Here is a 23,407-nt window from a genome sequence, read left to right as displayed (position 1 = left end):
CTTATGATCTCACGGGCATCCGACGCCCGAACCGAGGGCGGATCGGCAACAGGATGCGGCTCAGGCCGCGTGGTCTGCGATCTCGAGCAGCTGATGGCCCGACGAGACGGTGGTGCCGACGGTGGCGTCGATGGCGCCGATGACGCCGTCTTTGTGGGCCTGAATGGGCTGCTCCATCTTCATGGCTTCGAGCACGAGAATGAGGTCGCCCTTGACGACCTTATCGCCCTCGGCTACAGCGAGTTTGACGATGGTCGCCTGCATCGGCGCCTTGACGGCGTTACCGGTCGAAGACCGACCAGAGGTGCCGGTCGAGCGTCGACGCGGGGGAGCGCCGAGCGACGACGAGGGGCTGCCGTTGGCACCCGCTCCGCCGGCCGTCAGGAGTCGTTCGGGTAGCACGACCTCGATGCGCTTTCCGTCGACCTCGACGACCACGGTACTGCGCGATTGCGGTGCGGCGGATTCTTCGAGCGACCCGCTCCACGGCTCGATATCGTTGACGAAGTCTGTTTCTATCCAGCGCGTGTATACCGTGAACGGCTGGCCGGCGGGAGGAGCGAACGCCGGGTCGCGAACGATCTCGCGGTGGAACGGAAGCACGGTCGGCAACCCGGCGACCTCGAACTCGTCGAGTGCGCGACGCGAACGCTCGAGTGCTTCTTCACGCGTCGCGCCGGTCACGATGAGCTTTGCAAGCAGAGAGTCGAACGAGCCGGAGATGACATCGCCGGCCGTGACGCCGGAATCGATGCGTACCCCGGGGCCGCCTGGAGCCTTGAAGACATGTACGGGCCCGGGGCTAGGGAGAAATCCGCGGCCGGCGTCTTCTCCGTTGATGCGGAACTCGAACGAGTGGCCGCGGGGCTCAGGGTCGTCGTAACTGAGAATGCCGCCCTCGGCGAGGCGGAACTGCTCCCGCACGAGGTCGATGCCGGTGACCTCTTCAGACACCGGATGCTCGACCTGCAGCCGCGTGTTCACTTCGAGAAACGAGACGGTGCCGTCTTTCGCCACCAAGAACTCGCAGGTTCCGGCCCCGACGTACGACACCTCACGCAGAATGGCCTTCGAGGCGCGGTACAGTTCGGCGTTCTGCGCGTCGGTCAAGAACGGTGCAGGCGCTTCTTCGACCAGCTTCTGATGGCGGCGCTGCAAGGAGCAGTCACGGGTCGAGACGACCACCACGTTGCCATGAGAGTCGGCGAGGCACTGCGTCTCGACGTGCCGCGGCTGGTCGAGGTATTTCTCGACGAAGCACTCGCCGCGGCCGAACGCCGCGACGGCTTCGCGGGTCGCCGACTCGAAGAGTTCGGGAATCTCCTCGATCGTGCGAGCAACCTTGAGCCCGCGACCGCCGCCGCCGAAAGCCGCTTTGATGGCGACGGGCAGCCCGAACTCCTCGGCGAAGGTCACGACTTCGTCGGCACTCGTGACGGGATCTATGGTGCCGGGAGCGAGCGGTGCGCCCACGCGCTCGGCGATGTGCCGGGCAGAGACTTTGTCGCCGAGAAGCTCGATCGCCTCGGGGGAGGGGCCGATCCAGATCAGCCCGGCATCGATGACGGCCTGAGCGAACGCGGCGTTCTCGGCGAGAAAGCCGTAACCGGGGTGCACCGCGTCGGCGCCCGAGCGCTTCGCGATGGAGAGGATCTTGTCGATGACCAAGTAGGTCTCGGCGCTCGATGTGCCGCCGAGGGCGTACGCTTCGTCGGCCAGCTGAACGTGCAGGGCCTCGCGATCTTGGTCGGCGTAGACGGCGACAGAGGCGAGCCCGGAGTCTCTGGCCGCCCGAATCACTCGTACTGCGATCTCGCCACGATTGGCAATCAGAACTTTTGTAATTCGGGGCATAGTTACTTAGCCTATTCGGCGCTCGGGGCTGAGCTTTGGTATGTGCGCACAAAAATGAGGCCCGAAACGATGCGCAAGCCTACAAAGCCCGTCTCAGTGCCAGAAGTCGGTGTAGGTCAGGCCGAATCGGCCGAGCATGGTGCGAAGGGCCGGCAGCGACATTCCGATCACAGCCGACGGCGCGCCGTCGATGCTCCGAATGAACGGTGCCGCGAGTCCGTCGATGGTGAATGCTCCGGCGACCTCGAGCGGTTCGCCGGAGGCGACATATGCGTCGATCTCGGCATCGCTGATGTCGGCGGCGAACTCGACGGTGGCTGCGTCGACCGCCCCCACTGCACCGAGAGCGTCGACCGCGACGGCTGCACCCAAGCCGACCGCGCTCGCCGCCGCGACGGCTCCGGATTCGCTCGGTGGCACCGTCTTCTCGGCATCCTGGCGCCGGTCGATCAGCCAGTGTCCGCTGTGCAGCACGCCCGAGCGCCCGCGCTGTCGTCGCCAGCGGTCTCGTGCCACCTCGGGCAGATGCGGCTTGCCGTAGATCGCGCCGTCGAATTCGAACGCCGAGTCGCCGCCCAGAATGAAGCCGTCGATCGGCTCGCCTCCCGGCCGGGCGTCGAGTACGGCTTCGGCCTTGAGTCGGGCCAGAAGCTGAACGAGCTCAGGGGCGCTGAGGGGTCCGTCGACGGATTCTGCGGCGACTACAGCCGCTTCCTCGTCGACGAACGAGGGTACGACGACGGGTTCGATGCCGACTTGGCGCAGCAGGGCGAGGCGGGCGGGAGAAGTGGAGGCGAGATAGAGCCGCATAGCGGGAGCCTAACGAAGATCATCCGCCCGCCGCCGCCGCCGCCCGCCGCCGCCTGCCGCCGCCCACAGCCCGCCCGCTGCGCGACCGCCGCAGGCAGAGCGGCGTGTGCGATGCTGGAACGATGGGCGAACTCCTGGGCACGACCGCCGAACTCGAGATCACGAACGTGGCGCACGGCGGTGTCAGTGTGGCGCGCCTCGACGGGCGCGTGGTGTTCGTGGCTGACACGCTTCCGGGTGAGACCGTGCTGGCGCGCATCTCGTCTGACGACCACGCGTCGTTCTGGCGCGCAGAGACCGTCGAGGTTCTGACGCCCTCCGAGCACCGCCGTGAACACGTGTGGCACGCCGCGAGCCTGCAGAGAGCACCGGACGCCCGGGCGGGCGGTGCCGAATTCGGGCACATCGAGCTTTGCTGGCAGCGCGAGCTGAAACGCGTCGTCGTCGTCGATTCTCTGCGGCGTTTCGCGCACCTCGGCGACGACCATGCGGCACTCGAGGTGACGGTCGAGGCGGTGGAAGGTGACGACGAGCGAAACGGGCTGGGCTGGCGCACCCGCGTGAACCTGCATGTCGACGAGTCGGGCATCGTCGGGCCATACGCGGCCCGGTCGCACCGAGTAGTCGCAGTGCCCGATCTTCCGCTGGCGATCCCCGCAGTGGAGTACGCGGCGCCGCTCGACGAGCGCCTCTTCGGGGTCGACGGTGTCGACGTCATCTCTGACGGCCGTCGCGGCGCACGGGTCGTGACCCACCGCGCGGAGCCCCCCGCTTCTCGGCAGAGCGGCCAGGCGCGGCAGTCGAAGGCCTCGCGGGGACGCCCCTCAGCCCGCCAATCAGGGCGCCCAGCAGAGCGCCCCTCAGCGCGCCCCGCGCTCGCGTCGGCGCTCCCCACCCGGCCGCCGGCGGGCCCACCGATCGTCGAGCGTGTCGGCGAGCGCGAATTCCGTCTCGACGAACTCGGGTTCTGGCAGGTACACCACGGCGCCGCTGCCACGCTGACCGCCGCTGTTCAGCAGCAACTGCTCGAGAGCGAATTCGACGAAGGAGCACCCAACCTCGACTTGTACGGGGGCGTCGGCTTGCTTGCCGCGGCGGTCGCAGACCGGTTCGGCGTCGACACGCGCATCCAGTCGGTCGAGAGCGACGCCGGGGCGACAGCCAACGCTGCCCATAACCTGCGAGACCTACGAAACGCGACGGCTGTCACCGAACGCGTCGATCGTTATCTCAGCGGTCTGCTTCGCCGTTCGACGTCCGACGAGCGCGCGGCGTTCGCGCGGGCATCCTTCGTGATCGACCCGCCGCGGTCGGGCGCTCAGAAACAGGTGATCCAGAGCCTGCTCGAGTTGCACCCGGCACAGTTGTTGTACGTGGCGTGCGATCCGGTGGCGTTCGCCCGTGATCTCGGGCAACTGACCGCCGGCGGTTATGAGTTGCGGTCGTTGCGCGCCTTCGACCTGTTTCCGCACACGCACCACGTCGAAGCGGTCGGCCTGCTGACGCCTGCGGAGTGAGGCTCACGCCGACAGGGACCCGCCGACGCCCGCCCAGAGCTCCGCTCACGCCGCCCAGAGACCCCCTGACGCCCGCCCAGGGCGCTGCTGACACCCGAGCGGGGGCATCGAGCGTCCGTCGAACCAATACGATGGCAGTGAGGTTCCAACCGGTTCTGGCCGGCGAGAGGAGTCAACGATGGCTGAAGACGACAGCTCGGCCGCGGCCGACCTCGGTGTGCGGGTCGCCATCGTCGACGATCACGAGTCGGTTCTGCTGGGCATCCGTGCCGCCTGTCTCGAGGCGGGTTACGACGTCGTTGCGGTCGGCGGCACCGTGGATGAACTGCTCGATGCTCTCGGCGAAGAGACCGTCGGCGTGGTGGTCATGGATCTGAGTCTCGGCGACGGATCGTCGGTCACTGAGAACGTCACCCGGGCACGGGCGACCGGTGCCGAAGTGCTCATCCACAGCATCGCCGACCGCACGTCGAGCATTCGGGAGGCGCTCGCCGCCGGAGCCGCCGGCGTCATTCCGAAGACCAATGCGACGAGCATCGTGATGGCCGCGATCGCCACGGTTGCTCGCGGTGAGGTGCTGAATAATCTCGAATGGGCGAGCGCCATCGACGCCGACCAGGAGTTCGCCCGCGCACAGCTGGCCAGCCGCGAGCAAGACGTGCTGCACCTGTACGCCTCCGGTCTGCCGCTGAAGGCGGTCGCGCATCAGCTCGGCATCGCCCCGTCGACGGCCCGCGAGTATCTCGGCCGGGTGCGCGCGAAGTACGTGGAGGTGGGCAGGCCCGCGCCGACCAAGGTCGACCTGCTGCGCCGGGCCGTCGAAGACGGCATTCTCGTGATCGACGACCCGCACGGCGCTGGAAAATAGCGGTGTCGCAGAACCCGTCGAGCTTCGCCCCCTCGAGTGCCGAGACGCAGCGCCGGTCGACGACGGCGGAGCCCGTCGCCCCCGCCGACCTCGAATCGACGCTCAGCCGCCTGCGCGGCGCGCTCAGCCGCTCGACCGTCGAACGGGTGCTGACCCGGGCGGCCGCCGTGTTCGGCCTGCTGCTCTCACTGCAGGCCATCCCTGTCGTCACCGGTTCGACGGGGTACGTCGGCGCTGACTGGCTGAACACGGAGTCGATCGTCGCTCTCGGGGCGCTGCTTCTTGTCGTGGTCGCCTCGATCGTGAAGCGCTTCGTGCGCACAACGATGCTGCTCTTCTGCGGGTTGTACCTGGCGGCTTTCATCGCCTGGCCGTTGTGCGTGGTCAACCTCACCGCCGCGAAGGGAACCCAGCCCTGGCTGTGGTCGCTGATCGCGGTGGCCATGGCCTACGCCGTAATCGCTCTGCCCGTGTGGTGGGCGGGGGCCTACATCGTGGTCGTCACGAGCGTCTACGTGGTCATCCACACCCAGCCCTCCGGCGGAGCCGGCGACCTGAAAGGCGCGCTGCTCGACGCGGTCTACGTGCTGCTGATCGGTGCGTTCATGGTCATGCTCGTCGTTACCCTCCGTCGCGCGGCCGGGCGAGTCGACGACGCCCAATCCACCGCCATGCACCAGTATGCGCGCGCGGTCGGCAATCAGGCCGCCGAAGCCGAACGAACGAGAATGGATGCTCTCGTGCACGACTCCGTGCTCAGCACCTTGATCACCGCAGCCCGCGCCGAGACCGATACCGAACAGGTCGCCGCCGCGCGGTCGGCCGAGGCCGCATTGGAGACGTTGCAGTTCGCGCCAGACGCCTTCGATCCCGACGCCGACGTGACCCTCGCCGAATTCGGTCAGCGACTCGAGGAGGCGGTGCATCTGCTCAGCCCACGGGTTGGCTTCTCGGTCGAGCCACTCGACGCTCGCCCCGTGCCGGGGGTCGTTGCCGACGCCCTCTTCTCGGCGACGGTGCAGGCGTTGATCAACAGCTTGCAGCACGCGAGCGCCGACGCGCAGAGCGATTCCGTGCTGCGAACCGTTTCGGTGCACACGACAGCTGGCGCCACGCCCGCCCGCGAGGTCACGGTGCAGGTCTCTGATACGGGCGTCGGATTCGACCTCGAGGCGGTGCCACGCGAGCGGCTCGGCCTGCGGGTGTCGATTCGCGAACGTGTCGAGTCGGTCGGCGGCGGCGCGGCCATCCACTCGCTTGCCGGCGGCGGAACCTCGGTCATCGTCACCTGGCGGGAGGGCGCCTCGTGATTTCACCGCCTCGCGCCATCGTCACGGTTCTGGCCGCCCTGTTCTCTCTCTACCATCTGGTGCTGGCGCTCAACTCCATGCAATACCCCGATTCCATCTGGCCGGTGATCGTGGCGATGGCGCTGTATGCGGCGGCCACGGTGATGAGCCTCTGGCCCACCAGCCCGCTGGCCATGCCGCTCTGGATGGCCGCCCTCAACTTCGCCGTCTGCCTGGTGATGTCCATCCTGGTCTTGTCGCAGCTCGACGGTTCGGTGTTCAACGGCTACGCGACCTGGTCGGTCGCCGCGGTCGGCACGCTGCTGACGATCACCGCGGTGCGTCAGCAGCCCGGCATCGCCTGGCTCGGCATCGTGGCGCTCGCCGTGAGCGTCTACCTCTGGGGCGGCCTCGCAGCGGTCACGACGACCGGGGTGATCGGCAGCGCGGTCTGGGTGGGCGTCGCGCACGCCCTCGCTCGGGCGATGGCGCGTGCGGCTCGGGATGCCCGGCTCTTCGGCCTGGCCGAGCGCGAGGCCGCGGCGTGGCACGCCACCCAAGAAGCGCAGCTCACCGAGGGGCGTCACCGGCTCGACCAGATGAACCGTGTCGCGGGGCCCATGTTGCACCACATCATCGATAGCAGCGGCCGGCTCAGCGCAGAGGATCGCCGCGAATGTCTGCACCTCGAGGGGGCCATTCGCGATGAGATCCGCGGCCGGCACCTGCTCAATGAAGACGTTCGAACCGAGGTGCTCGCGGCCAGGCGACGCGGAATCGACGTCACACTGCTCGACGACGGCGGGCTGGATGATCTGCCCGACGACGACCGCGAGCGCATTCAGTCACGGGTCGCCGACGAGATCGCCCGGTCGCGCGCGGATCGCTTGATCGTTCGAACCGGCGTCGACGACAGCACTGCGGCCGTGACGGTCGTCGGGCTGACGGTCAGCGACGACGGAAGCGCTGCCGCGCTCGGCTCAGACGCTGCCGACGACGAGGTGTCGCAGTTCACCGAGATCGGCCGCGAGTAGAGGCTGGTGACGCCGGTCGTGCCGGTGATCCCAGTGGTGGCGGTGGCAAAAAAACTGGGGGCCGGCGAAACGCCAACCCCCAGCTATTTTTTCGAGTCAGGACGCTAACCCGAATAACGCCCTGACTCGCCCCCAAGCATTCGCTCACTTACCCTAGACAGCGAATGTTTGGCGATGTAACTCAAAGAGAGACACCTAGCACTAGTAATACTGCCCCTTCTCACCTGCGCTGGATAGTCGGCACTTTGGGGGACACGAAGTGTCCCCCACAGACCATGATGGCAAACCGGGTCGGTCAGTCAACCCAGCTGTTCGTCGCCGAGTTCAGCGCGCCGCGCATCGCGCGCTGACTGCGCTGCCAACGTGAGGGTGGCGGGGTCTGCTCGACGCGCAGCGAGTCGTTCTCCTCGATCAGCATTCCGCGCACCACGGCCGTCACCGCGGCGATCTCGGTTGCCGTGACGTTCTTGGTCTTCACGATGACAGGGGTGTTGTCGGCGGGGGCTTCGGCGTCGCTCATGCTTCGAACCTACCGTGATCGAGGGGCGCGCCGAAGGGCGCGATGTTCAGGCGCGGTCGTAGGCTCGCCGCATTTCGCCGTAGACCTCGTCGTCGATCTGCTCGGCGTCGGTGATGCGCAGTCGATGGGTGACCATGGAGTTCCAGGAACCGGCGGGTTCGAACGGCTCGCGAACGGTCTCGCCCGGCAGCTTCAGACCGAGGTCGAAGCGGTCTGCCGTGAAGGCAGCGACGGCGAACTTCTTGGTGCCCTTGAGCAGACTCACGTACGAGTCGGTCGCCGCGAGCCCGGTTTCGGCACCGTCGGAGTCGAGCCGTGCCACGAGAGCATCGAAGAGAGGCTGCCAGCGCGCTTTCGCTCCGGCGAAGTTCTTTGCGAGACGTTCGTCGGTGCTCGGCCGTGGCTGATTCGCGGTCTTGAGCACCGAGTAGATGGCCATGGCATGCCCCGGGCCGAGGCCGTATTCTGCCGCAAGCCACGCCTTCACCTCGCTGGCCTTCACGAGCGGATCGAGCCAGCCCTTCTCGCTCGCCTCCGCCACGAAGTCGTCGGGCCGCTTGCCGGTCTTGTCGTAAACGGTGTCGAGGTACGCCTGAAACGTCATGCTGCTGTTCTACCAGCTATAGCGGAATGTTGCCGTGCTTCTTGGCCGGCAACGAGGCGCGCTTGGTGCGAAGCGCCCGCAGTCCCTTCACGATGGCCACGCGAGTCGCCGCAGGCTCGATCACGCCGTCGAGCTCACCGCGCTCTGCCGCGAGAAACGGCGACGCCACGTTGTAGGTGTACTCGTTCGCGAGCTTGGTGCGCACGGCCGCGACGTCTTCGCCGGCGGCCTCTGCGCGTTTGATCTCGCCGCGGTAGAGGATGTTCACCGCACCCTGCCCGCCCATGACCGCAATCTCGGCGGTGGGCCAGGCGAGGTTGAGGTCGGCGCCCAGCTGCTTCGAGCCCATCACGATGTAGGCGCCGCCGTAGGCCTTGCGCACGATGACGGTGATGAGCGGAACCGTCGCCTCGGCGTAGGCGTAGAGCAGTTTCGCCCCGCGGCGGATGACGCCCGTCCACTCCTGGTCGGTTCCGGGCAGGTAGCCGGGCACGTCGACGAGAGTCACGATAGGAATCGAGAACGCATCGCAGAACCGAACGAACCGGGCCGCCTTCTCACCGGCTTCGATGTTCAGCGTTCCGGCCATCGCATTCGGCTGGTTCGCGATGATGCCCACCGAGCGGCCTTCGACTCGGGCGAAGCCGATGAGGATGTTCGGGGCGTACAGCGGCTGAACCTCGAGAAAGTCGGCGTGATCCACGATGTGCTCGATGATCGTGTGCATGTCGTACGGCTGGTTCGGGCTGTCGGGGATGATCGTGTTGAGCTTGTGGTCGGCGTCGGTGATCTCGAGCTCGGCCGTCGACTCGTACACCGGCAGGTCGGCGAGATTGTTGTCGGGCAGGTAGCCGAGCAACGTGCGCACGTAGTCGAGCGCGTCGTCTTCGTCGCTTGCCAGGTAGTGCGAGACGCCCGAGATCGTGTTGTGGGTGAGCGCGCCGCCCAGTTCTTCCATACCGACGTCTTCGCCGGTCACGGTCTTGATCACGTCGGGCCCGGTGACGAACATCTGGCTGGTCTTGTCGACCATGATCACGAAGTCGGTGAGGGCGGGGGAGTACACCGCGCCGCCGGCCGCGGGGCCCATCACGATGGAGATCTGCGGGATGACCCCGGAGGCCTGCGTGTTGCGGCGGAAGATCTCGCCGTACTTGCCGAGCGCGACCACGCCCTCTTGGATGCGGGCGCCCCCGGAGTCGAGCATGCCGATGATGGGCACGCCGGTCTTCAGCGCCAGATCCATCACCTTGATGATCTTCTCGCCGGCGACCTCGCCGAGCGAGCCGCCGAAGATGGTGAAGTCTTGCGCGTAGACGGCGACCTGCCGACCGTGGATGGTGCCGGTGCCGGTGACGACCGCGTCGCCGTAGGGCCGGTTCTTCTCCATGCCGAACGCGTACGTGCGGTGCCGCACGAACTCGTCGAGCTCGACGAACGAACCGTGGTCGAGCAACTGCTCGATACGCTCGCGGGCGGTCTTCTTGCCCTTGGCGTGCTGCTTCGCGATGGCGGCTTCGCCACTCTGCGTGACCGCCTCGTGGTACCGGTTCTTCAGGTCGGTCAGCTTGCCGGCGGTGGTGTACATGTCGGGGCCCGAGGGTGTTTCATCAGTCACGCCGTTCACTCTACCGGCCAGGTCTGCGTGCGTTCCGTTGATGATTTGCTACAGATAATGCCGGTGTCGCCAGAGGTTTCGCTGCCCCCGGCGCTCTACGCTCAGAAGTATGAACCTTCCGTTGAGTGCCGCAGAGGTCCCCCGGCTCGACTGGCTGGCCGAATCGCCGTCGACCAACCCGGCGCTGGTCGAGGCGGCCACGGGGCCGGAGTCCGCCTCGTGGCCCGACTTCTCGGTGCTCGCCACCGACAACCAGACCGCGGGCAAGGGTCGGCTCGGTCGGGTCTGGAGCGCGCCGGCGGGGTCGTCGCTGGCGATCTCGGTTCTGCTGCGCCCGCAACCCCAGCTGCCGATCGAGTCGCTCGCCTGGCTCCCGCTCGTGGGTGGGGTGGCGATGGCGCAGGCGGTCAACTCCGTGCTGAGCGCCTCCGGATCGGAAGCCATCGCAACGGTGAAGTGGCCCAACGACGTGCTCATCGGGCGGGCTAAGGTCTCGGGTATTCTCGCCGAGCTGTTGCCCGGGGCGAACGGGGTCGTGCTGGGTTCGGGTGTGAACTTGTTTCTCACGGCAGACGAGCTTCCGGTCGCCACCGCCACCTCTATCGCGCTCGCCGGGGGCACCGGATTCACGGCCGACGACTTGCTGTCCGCCTACCTGCGCGAACTGAAGGAGCTCTACACCACCTTCGTGCAGCACGCCGGCGATGCCGTCACCAGCGGTGTGGCCGCACGGGTGACGGCCGCGTGCAGCACCATCGGGCAGCACGTCTCGGTCGAGCTGCCCGGAGGAGAACTGGTGACCGGTCTGGCCACGGGGCTCGACGACAGCGGCCGCATCGTGGTCGTGAAAGACGCGGATGCCCTCACCTTCGCCGTCTCGGCCGGCGACGTCACTCACCTGAGGTACTGACCCACCGATGCCGACGCCGTCACCCTACGAACCGGAAGCAGACGAATTCACCACGCTCGTGCATCCCGAGCTCGGCGAGCGGGTGGTGGCGCGCTATCGCCGGCACCTCAGGCGGATGTTCGTGCCCACCGTCATTCTCATCGCCCTCGCCGCAGCGTGCGGTTACTGGCTCGGCCGCTTTCCGGAGGAGTGGCAGAACTTCACGGCCCTCGGAGTCGCAGCGGCCGTGCTGGTGTTCGGGTTCGTCGGGCCGCTGCTCTCGTGGCTGGCCCATCGTTACACGATCACGACGCGCCGGGTCATCGCGGTGCAGGGGCTGTTCGTGCGCGAGCGGCAGGAGGTGTCGCTGCGGCGGGGGTTCGACGTGACGCTGCGGCGGCGCGGCCTGCAGGCGGTGTTCCGCAGCGGTGATGTGACGATTCACTCGGGCAGCGATCATCCGCTTGTCTTACGTGACGTGCCGGATGCTCGGCTGATCGTCGCGGCGCTGGCCGACCTGAGCGGCTAGCTCGTGATACCGAGCGGAGCGCTCAGCTCTTGACGAGCGCCTCTTCGCGCTCGACGGCGTTCGCCGACGCTGCCGCCTGCAGGTTCGCGAGGCCATCGCTGCGGTTGGTGCCGTAGACCCAGTAGCGGTACAGCACAAAACGGAAGGCAGTGCCGAGGGCGAGGCCCACGACGTTGGCCGCGATGTTGGTGGCGAGCAGGCTCGTCATGCCCAGCACGTGATGCGTGAACCAGATGCAGCCCTCGGCGATGGCGAGACCGCCGATGGAGACCACCGAGTACTCGAGCAGCTCGAGCCAGACGCGTGAGCGGCGGTTCTCGCGAAAGGTCCAGTACCGGTTGCCGACCCAGTTGAAGATGATGGCCACGGTGGTGCTGATGAGCTTCGCGCCGATGGCGGTGGAGTAGAAGTGACCGGTGCCGAACGTGCCGACGAGCAGCAGGTTGAAGATTCCGACGTCGAGCACCATGCCGAGAATGCCGACGACGCCGAACTTGAGGGCGTAGGTGAGGAATCCCTCCCAGACGCGGCTTGCAAGATGTTTCATCTCGTGTGAACCTGGCTGCTTTCTTGCGGCACCTGCGCTGCAGGCCGCCCACTACTTCGCATGTGACAACGGTTCTTCGACTATATGGGATGCCGTGCGCTTTTTGCTGGAAGCGGTCACCCCTGCCCTGAGCGTGCCCACACCGGTAAAGTGGGCAGGTGAGTTTACGTGTAGGTGTGATCGGTGGCGGCCAGCTGGCTCGAATGATGATTCCCGCGGCGGTGAACCTCGGGCTCGACATCCGCGTGCTTGCTGAGAACGAGGGCTCCGCTGCCGCGCTCGCCGCGTCTGTCGTCGGTGATTACCACGATGCAGACACTGTTCTCGCGTTCGCGTCGACGGTCGACGTCGTCACGTTTGACCACGAGCACGTGCCTGAGACGATTCTCAGGCAACTCGTGGCTGCGGGCCACTCGGTGCAGCCCGGGCCCGATGCGCTGCAGTTCGCCCAAGACAAGCTGCGCATGCGCGAGAAGCTCGGCGAGCTGGGCATTCCGATGCCCGACTGGGCCGCCGTTCGAGACGAAGACGAGCTGCAGGCCTTTCTCGACGAGCACGACGGCGAGGCCGTGCTGAAGACCGCCCGCGGCGGATACGACGGCAAGGGTGTGCGCCTCATCCGCGACGCGGCCGAAGGAGCCGACTGGTTCCGCATTCTGAACGAAGACGCCAACGGGGGCGCGCTGCTCGTCGAAGAGCGTGTCGACTTTCGCCGCGAGCTCGCGCAGCTCATTGCGCGCCGCCCCTCGGGCGATTCGGCGCTCTGGCCTGTCGTCGAGACGGTGCAGCGCGGGGGAGTGTGCAGCGAGGTCTTCGCGCCGGCGCCGGGGGCGAGCATCCGCTTGGCCGAAATGGCCGCGTCGATCGCCACGCGCATCGCCGACGAGCTCGGCGTTACGGGCGTGCTCGCGGTCGAGCTGTTCGAGACCACAGACGACCGACTACTGGTCAACGAACTCGCCATGCGCCCGCACAACAGCGGCCACTTCAGCCTCGACGGATCGCTGACCAGCCAGTTCGAGCAGCACCTGCGCGCGGTGCTCGACCTTCCGCTGGGCGCGACGGATGCCCGTGCCCCCTGGTCGGTGATGGTCAACGTGCTCGGGGGTCCGCCGACCGGCGGCCTCGACGACACCTATCCCGTGGCGCTGGCCGACCAGCCCGGGGTCAAGGTGCACAACTACGGCAAAGAGCCGCGCCCCGGCCGCAAGGTCGGGCACGTCACGGCCGTCTCCGACGACCTCGACGACGCCGTCTTCCGCGCCCGCTCCGTCGCGGCCCTCCTCGGCTCCGACCTCTCCGCCTAACTCGCCCGTCCGCCCCTCCCTCCCTCCCTCCCTCCCTCCCTCCCTCCGTAGATCGAGTTTGCGCAGAAGCACCTAAGACGGCCGGGTTAGGTGCTTCTGCGCAAATCCGAGGGGGGAGTGGGGGTGAGAGGGCGGGAGGGGGTGGGTAGGCTCGTTCGCATGAGTGAAGCAGGGCACGGGCAGGTCGTCGTCGGGGTCGTCATGGGCAGCGACTCGGATTACAACGTGATGGGCGACGCCGTGAAGGTGCTGCGCGACTTCGGCGTGGCGCACGAGGTCGAGGTCGTCTCGGCGCACCGCACGCCCGAGAAGATGATCGGGTACGGGCGTAGCGCCCGTGAACGCGGACTCAAGGTGATCATCGCGGGCGCGGGTGGCGCCGCACACCTGCCCGGCATGCTCGCCGCCGTCACGACGCTGCCCGTCATCGGCGTTCCGGTGCCCCTGGCGCGGCTCGACGGGCTCGACTCGCTGCTGTCGATCGTGCAGATGCCGGCGGGCGTGCCGGTGGCCACTGTCTCCATCGGCGGGGCCACCAATGCGGCACTGCTCGCCCTGAGCATCCTGAGCACCGGTACCGACGCCCAGGCGGACACGCTCGCCGAGGCGCTCGCCACCTACCGCACCGGTCTCGAATCCTCCGTCGCCACCAAGAACGCCGCCCTTCAGCAGCGCCTCTGACTCTCGCGGGTCAGATGTCGGCGTGCAGCTGCCAGACTTTTTCGGCCGAGTCGCGCCAGCTGAAGGCGCGGGCGCGGTCGAGACCCACGATGCGCAGGCGCTCGGCCAGCTCGGGGTGCGATACGACCTGGGTGATCGCCGCCGCGAGTCGCTCGGGCAGCCCCTCGGGGTCGTCGCGCGGCACCACGATGCTCGCGTCGTCGGCCACCTCCATGAGGGCTGGTACGTCGGTGTGGATGACGGGGGTGCCGAAATGCAGCGCTTCGACGACGGGCAGCCCGAACCCCTCTGCCTGGCTCGGGTAGACGAACACCGTCGCCCGCGAGATGACGAGCGCCAGGTCTTCGTTGCTCAGAAAGCCCAGAACGATCAGCCGTTCCGGCGCGAGGCCGGCCTCGGCCGCGACGGCGTCGACGTCGAGGTCTCCCCAGCCTTTCGGGCCGGCGACCACGAGCGGAATGTCGGGCGCGTCTGAGCGAGCGAGAGCGCGGATGAGCTGGCTGAGCCCCTTGCGCGGCTCGAGTGTGCCCACGGCGAGCACGTACGACGAGGGCAGCCCCAGGGCCTCGGCACGGGCATCCGCGTCGGCCGGAACCACCAGGGTCGAGCTCACCGCCCCGCCGATGACCCGCACGCGCTCACCGAAGTTGACGTAACGGGCGAGTTCTTGCGCCACGGCGTGGGTCGGAACGACCACGGCATCGGCGTACTTACGGGCGCGCTTGGCCATGGCTTTGTGCCAGGAGACGCCGTGCGGCGTCAGGGTTTCGGGATGCGTCCACGGAACGACATCGTGAATCGTCACCGCGATCTGGTCGCCGGGGTTGCGCAGCTGCGTGTGCTTCTTCAAGGGCGCGAGCAGCGAAGTGGCATGCACCATTCCCGCGCTGGCGCCGGTCAAGAGCCCGTGCTGCCAGGCCGCTGAGAGCTCACGCCGGGCCAGGGAAGTACGCTCGATTCCGGCCAGACCGGGCAGGCGCTTTTCGAGCTCGACGATCGTGTCGTGCGGCTGGCGGGAGATGATTCCCTGCACCACACAATCGCGCGGGGCGGTCGTGATGAGCTCTCGGGTGAGCTCTTCGGTGTACCGGCCGATGCCCCCCGGCACCGGCGCCACGATCTGGTCAACGATCACCCGAAGCGTTGCCATATATCTCCCAAAACTACTGTGGGCATGACCCTAGCAGCCTGGCCGCGCGCTTCTATGAACGATTGCTGTGTACCGCCGATGAACGCAGCGGCCGGGCGGCAGCCCCGAGAGCGGATGCCCGGGGTCAGAGAACCTCGGCCGGAGGCTGCCTGCGCGAGCCTTCGCGCAGCCTGATCTTGAGCAGAATCCACAGTGCCTCGACGCCGTCCCAGGCGGTGATCTTCTTGCCCTCGGCGCGCGTGCGGGCCTTGTACGAAATCGGGAGCTCGTACGGCCGGTACCCGCGGGCGAGCAGCTTGCCGGTGATCTCGGCCTCCATGCCGAAGCCGTTCGACGTGATTTTCAGCGAGCGGTACAGCTTCGTCGGCATCAGCTTGTAACACGTCTCCACGTCGGAGACGTACGAGTTGAAGATGATGTTCGTGAACAGGTTCACGCCGCGGTTGCCGATGACGTACCAGTACGAGAACGAGGTGTGGCTGCCGAAGGTGCGGGTGCCGTAGACGATGGTGGCTTCGCCGTCGAGAATGGGCTGAACGAGCCCCGGAATGTCCGACGGCTTGTACTCCTCGTCGGCGTCGCAGATGATCAGGTAGTCTCCGCCCGCGAGCGACGCGGCCTTGCGGATGGCCGCACCCTTGCCCCGGTTGACGGGCTGGTGAAAGACGGTGACCCGGTCATCCTCGATGCCGTCGAGAATGTCTTTGGTGTTGTCTTTGCTGCCGTCGTTGACGATGACGAATTCGACGTCGACCTCGGGTTGCCACGTTATGGCCAGAACCCGGTCGAGCACCTTTTGCAGGGTCGCCTGCTCGTTGTAGACGGGCATCAGTACAGAGAGTTTCACGGTCACCTTTCGAGAGGGAGGGGTGCGAAGGGGCACATCGGGTCGGCCCCGTTCAGTTGTCGGTGAACCAGGCGATGGTGCGCGTAAGGCCCTCGTGCACATCGACACGCGGGTTCCAGCCGAGCAGGGTCTGAGCCTTGGTGATGTCGGGCTGGCGGCGCTCGGGGTCGTCGACCGGTCGCGGCTGAAGCTCGATGGTCGACGAACTGCCGGCCAGCTCGATGACCAGCTGGGCGATCTCGAGCAGGGTCTGCTCGTGCGGATTGCCGATGTTGATGGGCCCGGCTTCGGTGCTGGCGGCGAGCTTCAGAATGCCGTCGACCTGGTCGTCGACGTAGCAGAGCGATCGGGTCTGGCTGCCGTCGCCGTGCAGCGGAATCGGCTCGTTCTTCAATGCCGCCTTCGCGAACGCGGGAATCGCGCGGCCGTCGTTGATGTCCATGCGCGGGCCGTACGTGTTGAACAGGCGCACGACGCCGGTGTTGGTCTCGAAGTAGCGGCGATAGGCGAACGTGATGGCCTCGGCGTAGCGCTTGGCCTCGTCGTAAACGCTGCGCGGCCCGGTCGAGGAGACGTTGCCCCAGTATTCTTCGACCTGCGGATGAACGGAGGGGTCTCCGTAGACCTCAGAAGTCGAAGCCAGAATGAAGCGGGCACCGTCTCGGCGGGCCACGTTCAGCAGCGCTTCGGTCACGTTCGACCCGGCGTGCAAGGTCTCGATGGGGTGGGCGAGGTAGCGCGGCGGAGAAGCCGGGCTTGCGAAGTGCAGCACCAGGTCGAAGGTTTCATCGATCGACTCGGCTGTTTCGGCGTCGATCTCGAGCAGCGTGAAATTCTCGTGATCGACCAGATGCGCGACGTTCTTCGGCGAACCCGTGATGAAGTTATCGACCGCGATGACACGGTAACCGTCTGACAGCAATCGTTCCGAAAGGTGAGAACCGACGAAGCCGGCACCCCCGGCTATCAACGCGGTCTTGGGCATAACAAACGTACTTTCTGTTGGCCGTTCTGGTGAGGCAATGCCAGCGAGACGTGGCACAAAATCCGTTAACAGTAGCATCCGCCGCGAACCGGGTCGGGGCGCTCAGAACACGCCGCGCAGAGCGACCGTCGGTGGCCCTCCGGGTGAAGGCCCGGCGACAACTCGCCGCCGCGCAACCCACACGGGGGGTCAGGCAGGCCGTAAGCTCTCGTGAGGTTACTCCTGCGCTGCCGTGAAGTTCAGCACTGCAGATCTGCGACATTCGAGAGGTCTATTGCCAAAGATGACGAACGGACCGCGGCGTCTCTGGTGGGTGTGGGTGATTGTCGGCGTGGTGGTCGTCGCCGCACTTGTCGGTGCCTTCTTTCTCATCAGTGGGGCGAGTTCTCACCCGGCGGCCTCACCGACGCCGACAGCTACGGCGTCACCGACGGCGACGCGAACCCCGACGCCGACTCCGTCGGTGACGCCGCTGCCCACGGCGACGCCCACCGCGACCCCGACACCGACTCCGAGCGCCACAACGGCTCCCGCCCCCAGCCCCACGACGCTGCCGCCCGGCGTCGTCAGCCCGTTCATCACATCGGCCGGATGGGATGCGGCGAACAGCGGTATCAGCGTCAGCGCCTTCGTGCCGTCGATCGTCGAATCCGGCGGCACCTGCACGATCACTGCAACGCTGGGCAGTATCGTGACCACCGACTCCTACGACGCGACCGCGTCGGCGACAACAACTGACTGCGGCACCCACCTGATGACGTCGAACACATTGACGAGCGGCTCGTGGCAGGTGACCGTCAGTTATACGTCGGCGACATCGAGCGGAACATCCGCAGCTTCAGAGGTGGTAATACCATGACCGATCGCGTAACCATGAAGCCGAGCTCGCACACGCGACCCGGGCTGGTCAGGCGGCTCGCGGCCATCGCCGTTGCGCTCTGCCTCACCGTCACCGGGCTCACCGTGGTCGACGGCCTCTCGGCGCCGGCAGCGAACGCGCTGAGCGGCAGCTCGTTCAACCCGGGATTCATCATCAGCGACGCCACGTTCTTCAACGGCACGGCGCTGACGGCCGCTCAGGCGCAGACGTTCCTCTCGAGCCGGGGGTCGAGCTGCACGGGTTCGGCTTCGGTGCCGTGCCTGAAGAACTACAGCCAGGCCACCCCGACTCGCGCCGCCACGTCGTATTGCCAGACGTACGCCGGTGCCTCTTCTGAGACCGCCGCTCAGATCGTGACGCACGTCGGCGCGGTCTGCGGCATCAACCCGCAGGTGCTGCTGGTGATGCTCGAGAAGGAGCAGGGCCTGGTGACTACGAGCTCGCCGACCTCGTACATGTATCGTTCGGCTCTGGGCTTCGGATGCCCGGACACAGCCGCGTGCGACTCGACGTACTACGGCTTCTTCAACCAGGTCTACGCGGCCGCCGCACAGTTTCAGAGCTACACCAAGAACAGCACGTCGTGGAGCTATCAGCCCGGGCGGAACAACAACATTCTGTACAACCCCTCGACCTCGTGCGGGTCGTCCTCGGTCTTCATTCAGAACCAGGCGACCGCGAACCTGTACATCTACACCCCCTATCAGCCGAACGCCGCCGCGCTGGCAAACCTGTACGGCTCGGGCGACGCCTGCTCGGCCTACGGCAATCGCAACTTCTGGGTGCTCTTCAACACCTGGTTCGGCGACCCGACCGGCGGCGGCCTCATGAACGCCTCGTTCGAGGGCTCGTTCGCCGGCTGGGTTCAGCAGAACGGCCCCGCGAACTGGCAGAACATCAACAATCCGTCGCTGGCCGAAGACGGTTCGTGGCTTTTCGCCACGAACACCACGGTCGCCGGGCGCTCGAACTCGCAGGATGTTCAGCGAACGGTGAACGTGGGCGATCAGGTCACCGCGACCATCTGGTTGCGCTCGTCGGGCACGGCCCCGTTCAGTGGCGCTGTAGCGGCGTGGGCCCTCGGCGGCGGGCCGAACGAGACCGCGTCGACGGCATACACGGTGACCGGCGCGTGGCAGAAGATCACGGTCAAGCTGCCCATTCGCCAATCGTCGCACCCGGTCATCCGGCTCGAGGTCTACATGTACTCGACCACGGGAACCCTGTTGATGGACAACGCGGCGCTGGCCTACGGTCAGGCGCCGCCCCTGAAGAACTTGCTCAGCAGCCCGGGCTTCGAAGGACAACTCGGGGGCTGGGCGCCTGGCAACGGCGATCTCAACCGAGCAGTCTTCCAAGATTCGACCATCGCGCACAGCGGAAGCTGGTTCGGCGCTTCGAACACGCAAGTAGCGAATCGCTCCCTGGCCCAGACGATTCCGGTGCAGGCGACGGTCGGAGACCGGTACTCCTTCTCGATCTGGGTGAAGCTTTCGAATCCGAAGGAGTCCTTCAGCGGCACGCTGGCATTGTGGGCGCTCGGCGGCAGTCCGTACAACAACTCGACGTCTTTCACGGCTGGCGCGACTTGGTCGAAGGTCACCGTGAGTACCGACATCACGTCGTCGGCCGTCTCACTGCTGAAACCGGAGATCTACATCGGAACGACAAAGGTGACCGTGCTCTTCGACGACGGCTCGCTGAGCCGCAACTTGCTCACCGCGGGGTCGTTCGAAGGCGGTTCTCTGCTCAACTGGGGTGTCGGCAACGGCACGATCAACCAGGCCACCTTCACCCAGCAGCAGACGGGCATCCCGCCGCAGAACGGTACGTGGTTCGGCGCCACGAACACGACGGCGAAGGGTGGATCGTTCGCGCAGACGATCACGCGCGATACGATCGCAGGCGACACCTACACGGCCGAGATGTGGGTGCGTTCCGCCGACCCGAATAAGACGTTCAAGGGAACCCTGGCTTTGTGGGGGCTCGGTGGTACGACCGATGTGGGCACGGTGGACTTCACCGCGGGCAGTGGCTGGACTCGGGTGGCCGTCGACGTCACCATGTCTCACCCTGACCACACATCGCTCAAGTTCGAGATCTACGAGAATTCCACCGACGACACGCTGCTGGTCGACGGAGCGCAGGTGTATTGATGACGACAGACCAGAGAGCGGATAGACCGAGCATGAAGTCGGCGATTTCGAATTTCGCGCCGTGGCGCAAGGCGGGCATCGAGGCGCTGATCGCGCTCGGCTGCGGAGTAGTGGCTCTGCTGATCGCGCTCTACGTGCTCAAGATCAACCCGTCGCAGCTCGGTGAGCGCTGGGGCAGCGGCGGAAACGACCAGGTGCTGCACTACGACATCTTCAGCAGTGCACTGAACACCTTTCCTTTTCTGCCGAATCACAACCTCGGCTTTCCGAACGCTCAGAACCTGTTCTTCGCTCCCTTGTTCGACCCGTGGTCGGCCCTGTTCGTTCTGATCTTCTCCCCGGTGCTGCCGAGCGGCATCTGGGCGCTGAACGTGTATTCGCTCGTCGGCTTCATCGGCACGGGCTTCACGGCGTACTTCTTCTTTCGCGCACTGCGGGTTCGGCGTGCCATCGCGATCTTCTTCGCGATTGTCTTCGCCACGGTGCCGTACCACTTCGTGCAGCTGCTGTACGGGCATCCGTTTCTCGCCAACTACTGGGCGGTGCCGCTCATCGGCATTCTCGTGCTGATGGTCGCCGGCGACACGACCAATCCGTTCGCCGGCTGGGTTTCCAGGTCGCGGTCGGTCGCTCAGCGGCGTTGGCGCGTGTGGCTTCCCATCGTGGTGATCACGCTGCTCGTCGCGTTGACCCAGTCGTACTACTTCATTTTCGCGGCCATCGTGGTGGGGGGAACGTGGGCGGTGAAGGCCGTGCTCGAGCTGGTTCGCAGCCGGTCGCGTCGCGAGTTCGTTCGAACCATGCTGTGGCCGACGGTGACGACCGGGATGCTCGTGGTGTTCATCGGCGCGCAGTTGGCGGTGCTCTCGCTGAACTGGGGCGATCGGTACGCGAAGTATTTCGGTGCCCGGCTGCCCCTCGAGTCGGAGTTGTACGGCGGCAAGATCATGAATCTGCTGCTGCCCGCGCCCTCGACGGGGTTCGCCAAGCTCGCCCAGTGGGCGCAGATCTACCAGAGTCAGTCGCCCACCTCGCCCTCGAGCGAGAATCCGTCGACGGCAATCGTCACGGGCCTAGCGTTCGCCATTGTGCTGGTGGTGATCGTGGTGCGGCTGCTGCGCGGCTCTGTCGTGACCGGCCTTCGGAAGCCGACGGTGGTCACGCGCTTCATCGACGACGACCGCATCGGAGCGCTTGTTGTGGCCTTCGTCGTGGCGTTTCTGTTCTTCTTGGTGGCCGGGCTCGGGGCGCTGCTCGCGTGGGCCGTCTCGCCCGAGATCAGAACGTGGTCACGCATGTCGATCGTGCTCAGCCTGCTGGCGCTCGGCGTGCTAGCGGTGCTCATCGACATGATCACGAAGAAGGTCTGGCTGCGCATCGTGATTCTGGTCGTTCTCGGGCTGGTCGCCGTCGTCGACCAGATCGTCGGCCCGCGCAAGGCGTTCGACATTCAGATCACCGACGATTCCGACTTGAAGTCGTTCGTGAGTCAGATCGAGGGTGCCGTGCCGGAGAACTGCGGCATCGTGCAGCTGCCTCTCAAGGGATTCCCGGAGACGGGCAATCTGGGGCAGATGGGCGATTACGACGAGGGCCTGTTCTACGACTTCGCGGGCGATTCCAGCCTGCGCTGGAGTTACGGCTCCGTCGTCGGCACGAATGCGAATTCCTTCTGGTCGGACGACGATGCGCCCGCAGCGTTCGCGGCAGACGTCAAGGCGTCCGGGGCGTGTGCCATTCTCGTCGACACGTACGCGTTCACCGAGTCTCCGGGTTACTGGCAGGCCTTCGTCGGCTCGGTCGCCGATCCCAATGCCCCCACCCTCGTGAGCGGCGACAAAGACCGCCGCTACGAGCTGTTCGTGCTGAAAAACTAGTACAGGTCCCAGCTGTAGGCGAAGGGGGAGAAGGGCTGCGCGAAGGTGTAGATCGCGAAGCCGGAGACCTCGACCCGGGTCGAGGGCGGAAACTTCTGCGTGTTCTTCCTCAGCGCCTCGTCGTTGGTCGCCCCCGCATAGACGATGAGCACGACAGGGTTCTGAACCACTGCCGCTTCTTCGTAGGGCACGTAACGACGATTGATGGCCAGCGCCCCCACCGTAACCTGTTCGTTGGTCTCGGCCGTCACGGCGTACGCGAGCCAGTAGTCGCCCAGCGCCGCCTGCACGTGGTGTGACTGCAGGTAGTCGCCGAGCGCCGAGATATCACCGATGATGTAGCGGTTCTGCGTATTGAACTGCGGCACCGGAAAGACGACGTAGATCTGGCTGATCGTCAGCACGACCGAGAGCAGCATCGCGGCGAATCCGAGCAGACGGATGCGCGTCAGCAGCCAGCCCGCCGAGATGGCCAGTGCCGGCAGCAGAAAGAAGCTGTACCGAAAGTCGGTGGCGCTCAGCACGATGCCGGCCAGCGGGGCGATGAGCAGCACCTCGAGCACCGCGCCCACCACGAGCACACCCGCCACGGCAGTGCGTCGCCGTGCCGCGAGCACGGCCAGCACCACCAGGAGGCCCAGGCAGAGCAGCCCGACCAGTGCGCTGACGATCGCATTTTCGGCGCCGAAAGTCGAGGCGAGCACCGCCGTGAACATGCCGCCGAGGTTCACGATGCTCGTGCCCCAGCCGCCGAAGCGGTTCGGGGCCGGATGATCGGCGGGCAGCACGGTCAGAAGGATGTACGGCAGCGCTCCCACGACGAAGGCGCCGACTCCGGCAAGCAGACGCTGCCACACCGGCTGTCGCACGATCAGAACGACCAGCCCCGGCAGCGCGAGCAGAAAGCCCATCGGCGACTGCCAGAGGGCGAGTCCGGCGAGAAGCCCGGCCAGAAGCCACTGCACGATCGGGTGACGCATCGCCGGGCGCAACGCGATCGCCACGCTGCCGAGGCCGAGCAGAACACTCGGCCCGTAGAACCCGGGGTCGCTGATGCTCACGTGCAGCATCCAGAAGCCCGAGAACCAGAACAGCGTCGCGGCCACGTACCCCGTGCGCCTGTCGAACGCCAGGGTGGCGACGTGCCGTACGACGAGCGTGCATCCCGCGACGACCAGGATGCTCGTCACCCCGAGCACCTCGACGTGCGGCCCGAACACGAGCATCCCGGTGCCCGCGGCGAACTCGAGCAGGGTGCCGCCGTACTGCTGGCCCCAGAAGAACCAGGCGAGGTCTCCTTCGGAGATGTGCTTCGAGATGAGGTAGACCACGGCGTTGTCGGAGTCGAGCTGCCACACCGAGGTGAACAGCAGCACGATTCGCAGGGCGATGCCGGCCGCGAACAGGGCCCAGAAAGTGACCGCGATCAGCCGGGATTCAGACAC

General features: G+C 66.4%; 21 protein-coding genes. 11 read left to right on the top strand and 10 right to left on the bottom strand.

The features are described 5' to 3' along the window. Positions 1–60: 60 nt before the first annotated feature. Together LQ955_RS12000 and LQ955_RS11995 are read right to left on the bottom strand one after the other, a co-directional pair. A complete protein-coding gene (locus tag LQ955_RS12000) occupies positions 61–1,854 on the bottom strand; it encodes an ATP-binding protein (RefSeq protein WP_231024770.1) in 1,794 nt (597 codons plus the stop codon). Between the two features lie 93 nt (positions 1,855–1,947). Next, positions 1,948–2,664 (bottom strand): Maf family protein, encoded by a 717-nt coding sequence (locus tag LQ955_RS11995; RefSeq protein ID WP_231024769.1) that lies wholly within the window; start codon positions 2,662–2,664, stop codon positions 1,948–1,950. Positions 2,665–2,786: 122 nt separating this feature from the next. Here LQ955_RS11995 and LQ955_RS11990 point away from each other — a divergent pair, with 122 nt between their 5' ends. The 4 genes from LQ955_RS11990 (at position 2,787) to LQ955_RS11975 (ending at position 7,372) form a co-directional block, all read left to right on the top strand. Next, entirely contained in the window at positions 2,787–4,181 is a 1,395-nt protein-coding gene (locus LQ955_RS11990) for a class I SAM-dependent RNA methyltransferase (RefSeq protein ID WP_231024768.1), read from the top strand. 178 nt (positions 4,182–4,359) lie between these two features. Next, a complete protein-coding gene (locus LQ955_RS11985; RefSeq protein WP_231024767.1) occupies positions 4,360–5,049 on the top strand; it encodes a response regulator transcription factor in 690 nt (229 codons plus the stop codon). A gap of 2 nt (positions 5,050–5,051) precedes the next feature. Beyond that, positions 5,052–6,359, top strand: a complete 1,308-nt coding sequence (locus tag LQ955_RS11980; protein WP_231024766.1) for a sensor histidine kinase — start codon at positions 5,052–5,054, stop codon at positions 6,357–6,359. After that, positions 6,356–7,372, top strand: coding sequence for a hypothetical protein (locus tag LQ955_RS11975; protein WP_231024765.1), 1,017 nt, complete (start codon positions 6,356–6,358; stop codon positions 7,370–7,372). The genes LQ955_RS11980 and LQ955_RS11975 overlap by 4 nt, the downstream gene beginning before the upstream one ends. A gap of 295 nt (positions 7,373–7,667) precedes the next feature. On the opposite strand, the gene LQ955_RS11970 is transcribed toward LQ955_RS11975, so the two are convergent. Genes LQ955_RS11970 through LQ955_RS11960 form a run of 3 tightly spaced genes read right to left on the bottom strand, consistent with a single transcriptional unit; the run spans position 7,668 to position 10,084 of the window. Next, positions 7,668–7,892, bottom strand: coding sequence for an acyl-CoA carboxylase subunit epsilon (locus tag LQ955_RS11970; RefSeq protein ID WP_231024764.1), 225 nt, complete (start codon positions 7,890–7,892; stop codon positions 7,668–7,670). Between the two features lie 46 nt (positions 7,893–7,938). Continuing rightward, a complete protein-coding gene (locus LQ955_RS11965; RefSeq protein ID WP_231024763.1) occupies positions 7,939–8,496 on the bottom strand; it encodes a DUF4287 domain-containing protein in 558 nt (185 codons plus the stop codon). 16 nt (positions 8,497–8,512) lie between these two features. Then, positions 8,513–10,084 (bottom strand): acyl-CoA carboxylase subunit beta, encoded by a 1,572-nt coding sequence (locus LQ955_RS11960; protein ID WP_231028122.1) that lies wholly within the window; start codon positions 10,082–10,084, stop codon positions 8,513–8,515. 139 nt (positions 10,085–10,223) lie between these two features. Here LQ955_RS11960 and LQ955_RS11955 point away from each other — a divergent pair, with 139 nt between their 5' ends. Then, entirely contained in the window at positions 10,224–11,024 is an 801-nt protein-coding gene (locus tag LQ955_RS11955; RefSeq protein WP_231024762.1) for a biotin--[acetyl-CoA-carboxylase] ligase, read from the top strand. Positions 11,025–11,031: 7 nt separating this feature from the next. Continuing rightward, positions 11,032–11,532, top strand: a complete 501-nt coding sequence (locus tag LQ955_RS11950) for a PH domain-containing protein (protein WP_231024761.1) — start codon at positions 11,032–11,034, stop codon at positions 11,530–11,532. Between the two features lie 22 nt (positions 11,533–11,554). On the opposite strand, the gene LQ955_RS11945 is transcribed toward LQ955_RS11950, so the two are convergent. Then, positions 11,555–12,079 (bottom strand): GtrA family protein, encoded by a 525-nt coding sequence (locus tag LQ955_RS11945; RefSeq protein ID WP_231024760.1) that lies wholly within the window; start codon positions 12,077–12,079, stop codon positions 11,555–11,557. A 158-nt stretch (positions 12,080–12,237) separates the two neighbouring features. Between LQ955_RS11945 and LQ955_RS11940 the strand changes: the two genes are divergently transcribed. Next, complete coding sequence (locus LQ955_RS11940; RefSeq protein WP_231024759.1) at positions 12,238–13,386, top strand: 5-(carboxyamino)imidazole ribonucleotide synthase; 1,149 nt, start codon at positions 12,238–12,240, stop codon at positions 13,384–13,386. Between the two features lie 159 nt (positions 13,387–13,545). After that, positions 13,546–14,067: a 5-(carboxyamino)imidazole ribonucleotide mutase gene (gene purE / locus LQ955_RS11935; RefSeq protein ID WP_231024758.1), complete on the top strand. Its 522-nt coding sequence runs from the start codon at positions 13,546–13,548 to the stop codon at positions 14,065–14,067. Between the two features lie 10 nt (positions 14,068–14,077). Here the strand turns inward: purE and LQ955_RS11930 are convergent, their stop codons facing one another. From LQ955_RS11930 to LQ955_RS11920, 3 genes are all read right to left on the bottom strand, one after another. Next, a complete protein-coding gene (locus tag LQ955_RS11930; protein WP_231024757.1) occupies positions 14,078–15,217 on the bottom strand; it encodes a glycosyltransferase family 4 protein in 1,140 nt (379 codons plus the stop codon). A gap of 124 nt (positions 15,218–15,341) precedes the next feature. Continuing rightward, positions 15,342–16,064: a glycosyltransferase family 2 protein gene (locus tag LQ955_RS11925; RefSeq protein ID WP_231024756.1), complete on the bottom strand. Its 723-nt coding sequence runs from the start codon at positions 16,062–16,064 to the stop codon at positions 15,342–15,344. 52 nt (positions 16,065–16,116) lie between these two features. Continuing rightward, entirely contained in the window at positions 16,117–17,049 is a 933-nt protein-coding gene (locus tag LQ955_RS11920) for an NAD-dependent epimerase/dehydratase family protein (RefSeq protein WP_231024755.1), read from the bottom strand. A 283-nt stretch (positions 17,050–17,332) separates the two neighbouring features. Here LQ955_RS11920 and LQ955_RS11915 point away from each other — a divergent pair, with 283 nt between their 5' ends. Genes LQ955_RS11915 through LQ955_RS11905 form a run of 3 tightly spaced genes read left to right on the top strand, consistent with a single transcriptional unit; the run spans position 17,333 to position 21,962 of the window. Then, positions 17,333–17,908 carry a hypothetical protein gene (locus tag LQ955_RS11915; RefSeq protein ID WP_231024754.1) on the top strand — a complete coding sequence of 192 codons (576 nt, stop codon included), beginning with the start codon at positions 17,333–17,335 and terminating at the stop codon, positions 17,906–17,908. Continuing rightward, positions 17,905–20,085: a carbohydrate binding domain-containing protein gene (locus tag LQ955_RS11910; protein WP_231024753.1), complete on the top strand. Its 2,181-nt coding sequence runs from the start codon at positions 17,905–17,907 to the stop codon at positions 20,083–20,085. The genes LQ955_RS11915 and LQ955_RS11910 overlap by 4 nt, the downstream gene beginning before the upstream one ends. Positions 20,086–20,117: 32 nt before the next feature. After that, positions 20,118–21,962 carry a hypothetical protein gene (locus LQ955_RS11905; RefSeq protein WP_231024752.1) on the top strand — a complete coding sequence of 615 codons (1,845 nt, stop codon included), beginning with the start codon at positions 20,118–20,120 and terminating at the stop codon, positions 21,960–21,962. On the opposite strand, the gene LQ955_RS11900 is transcribed toward LQ955_RS11905, so the two are convergent. Beyond that, positions 21,959–23,407 carry a hypothetical protein gene (locus LQ955_RS11900; protein ID WP_231024751.1) on the bottom strand — a complete coding sequence of 483 codons (1,449 nt, stop codon included), beginning with the start codon at positions 23,405–23,407 and terminating at the stop codon, positions 21,959–21,961. The genes LQ955_RS11905 and LQ955_RS11900 overlap by 4 nt on opposite strands.

The organism is Subtercola endophyticus, from assembly GCF_021044565.1.
Lineage (GTDB): Bacteria > Actinomycetota > Actinomycetes > Actinomycetales > Microbacteriaceae > Subtercola > Subtercola endophyticus.
The sequence above is the reverse complement of the archived record's forward strand: the minus strand, read 5'-3'. Positions and strand labels throughout refer to the sequence as shown.

Bases quoted from the DNA above. Each gene is read 5' to 3' on its own strand.
- LQ955_RS11945 (WP_231024760.1), bottom strand. From the start codon at position 12,079: ATGAAACATCTTGCAAGCCGCGTCTGGGAGGGATTCCTCACCTACGCC.
- LQ955_RS11910 (WP_231024753.1), top strand. From the start codon at position 17,905: ATGACCGATCGCGTAACCATGAAGCCGAGCTCGCACACGCGACCCGGG.
- LQ955_RS11970 (WP_231024764.1), bottom strand. From the start codon at position 7,892: ATGAGCGACGCCGAAGCCCCCGCCGACAACACCCCTGTCATCGTGAAG.
- LQ955_RS11990 (WP_231024768.1), top strand. From the start codon at position 2,787: ATGGGCGAACTCCTGGGCACGACCGCCGAACTCGAGATCACGAACGTG.
- purE (WP_231024758.1), top strand. From the start codon at position 13,546: ATGAGTGAAGCAGGGCACGGGCAGGTCGTCGTCGGGGTCGTCATGGGC.
- LQ955_RS11955 (WP_231024762.1), top strand. From the start codon at position 10,224: ATGAACCTTCCGTTGAGTGCCGCAGAGGTCCCCCGGCTCGACTGGCTG.
- LQ955_RS11965 (WP_231024763.1), bottom strand. From the start codon at position 8,496: ATGACGTTTCAGGCGTACCTCGACACCGTTTACGACAAGACCGGCAAG.
- LQ955_RS11905 (WP_231024752.1), top strand. From the start codon at position 20,118: ATGAAGTCGGCGATTTCGAATTTCGCGCCGTGGCGCAAGGCGGGCATC.
- LQ955_RS11960 (WP_231028122.1), bottom strand. From the start codon at position 10,084: ATGTACACCACCGCCGGCAAGCTGACCGACCTGAAGAACCGGTACCAC.
- LQ955_RS11920 (WP_231024755.1), bottom strand. From the start codon at position 17,049: ATGCCCAAGACCGCGTTGATAGCCGGGGGTGCCGGCTTCGTCGGTTCT.
- LQ955_RS11930 (WP_231024757.1), bottom strand. From the start codon at position 15,217: ATGGCAACGCTTCGGGTGATCGTTGACCAGATCGTGGCGCCGGTGCCG.
- LQ955_RS11950 (WP_231024761.1), top strand. From the start codon at position 11,032: ATGCCGACGCCGTCACCCTACGAACCGGAAGCAGACGAATTCACCACG.
- LQ955_RS11995 (WP_231024769.1), bottom strand. From the start codon at position 2,664: ATGCGGCTCTATCTCGCCTCCACTTCTCCCGCCCGCCTCGCCCTGCTG.
- LQ955_RS11985 (WP_231024767.1), top strand. From the start codon at position 4,360: ATGGCTGAAGACGACAGCTCGGCCGCGGCCGACCTCGGTGTGCGGGTC.
- LQ955_RS12000 (WP_231024770.1), bottom strand. From the start codon at position 1,854: ATGCCCCGAATTACAAAAGTTCTGATTGCCAATCGTGGCGAGATCGCA.
- LQ955_RS11915 (WP_231024754.1), top strand. From the start codon at position 17,333: ATGACGAACGGACCGCGGCGTCTCTGGTGGGTGTGGGTGATTGTCGGC.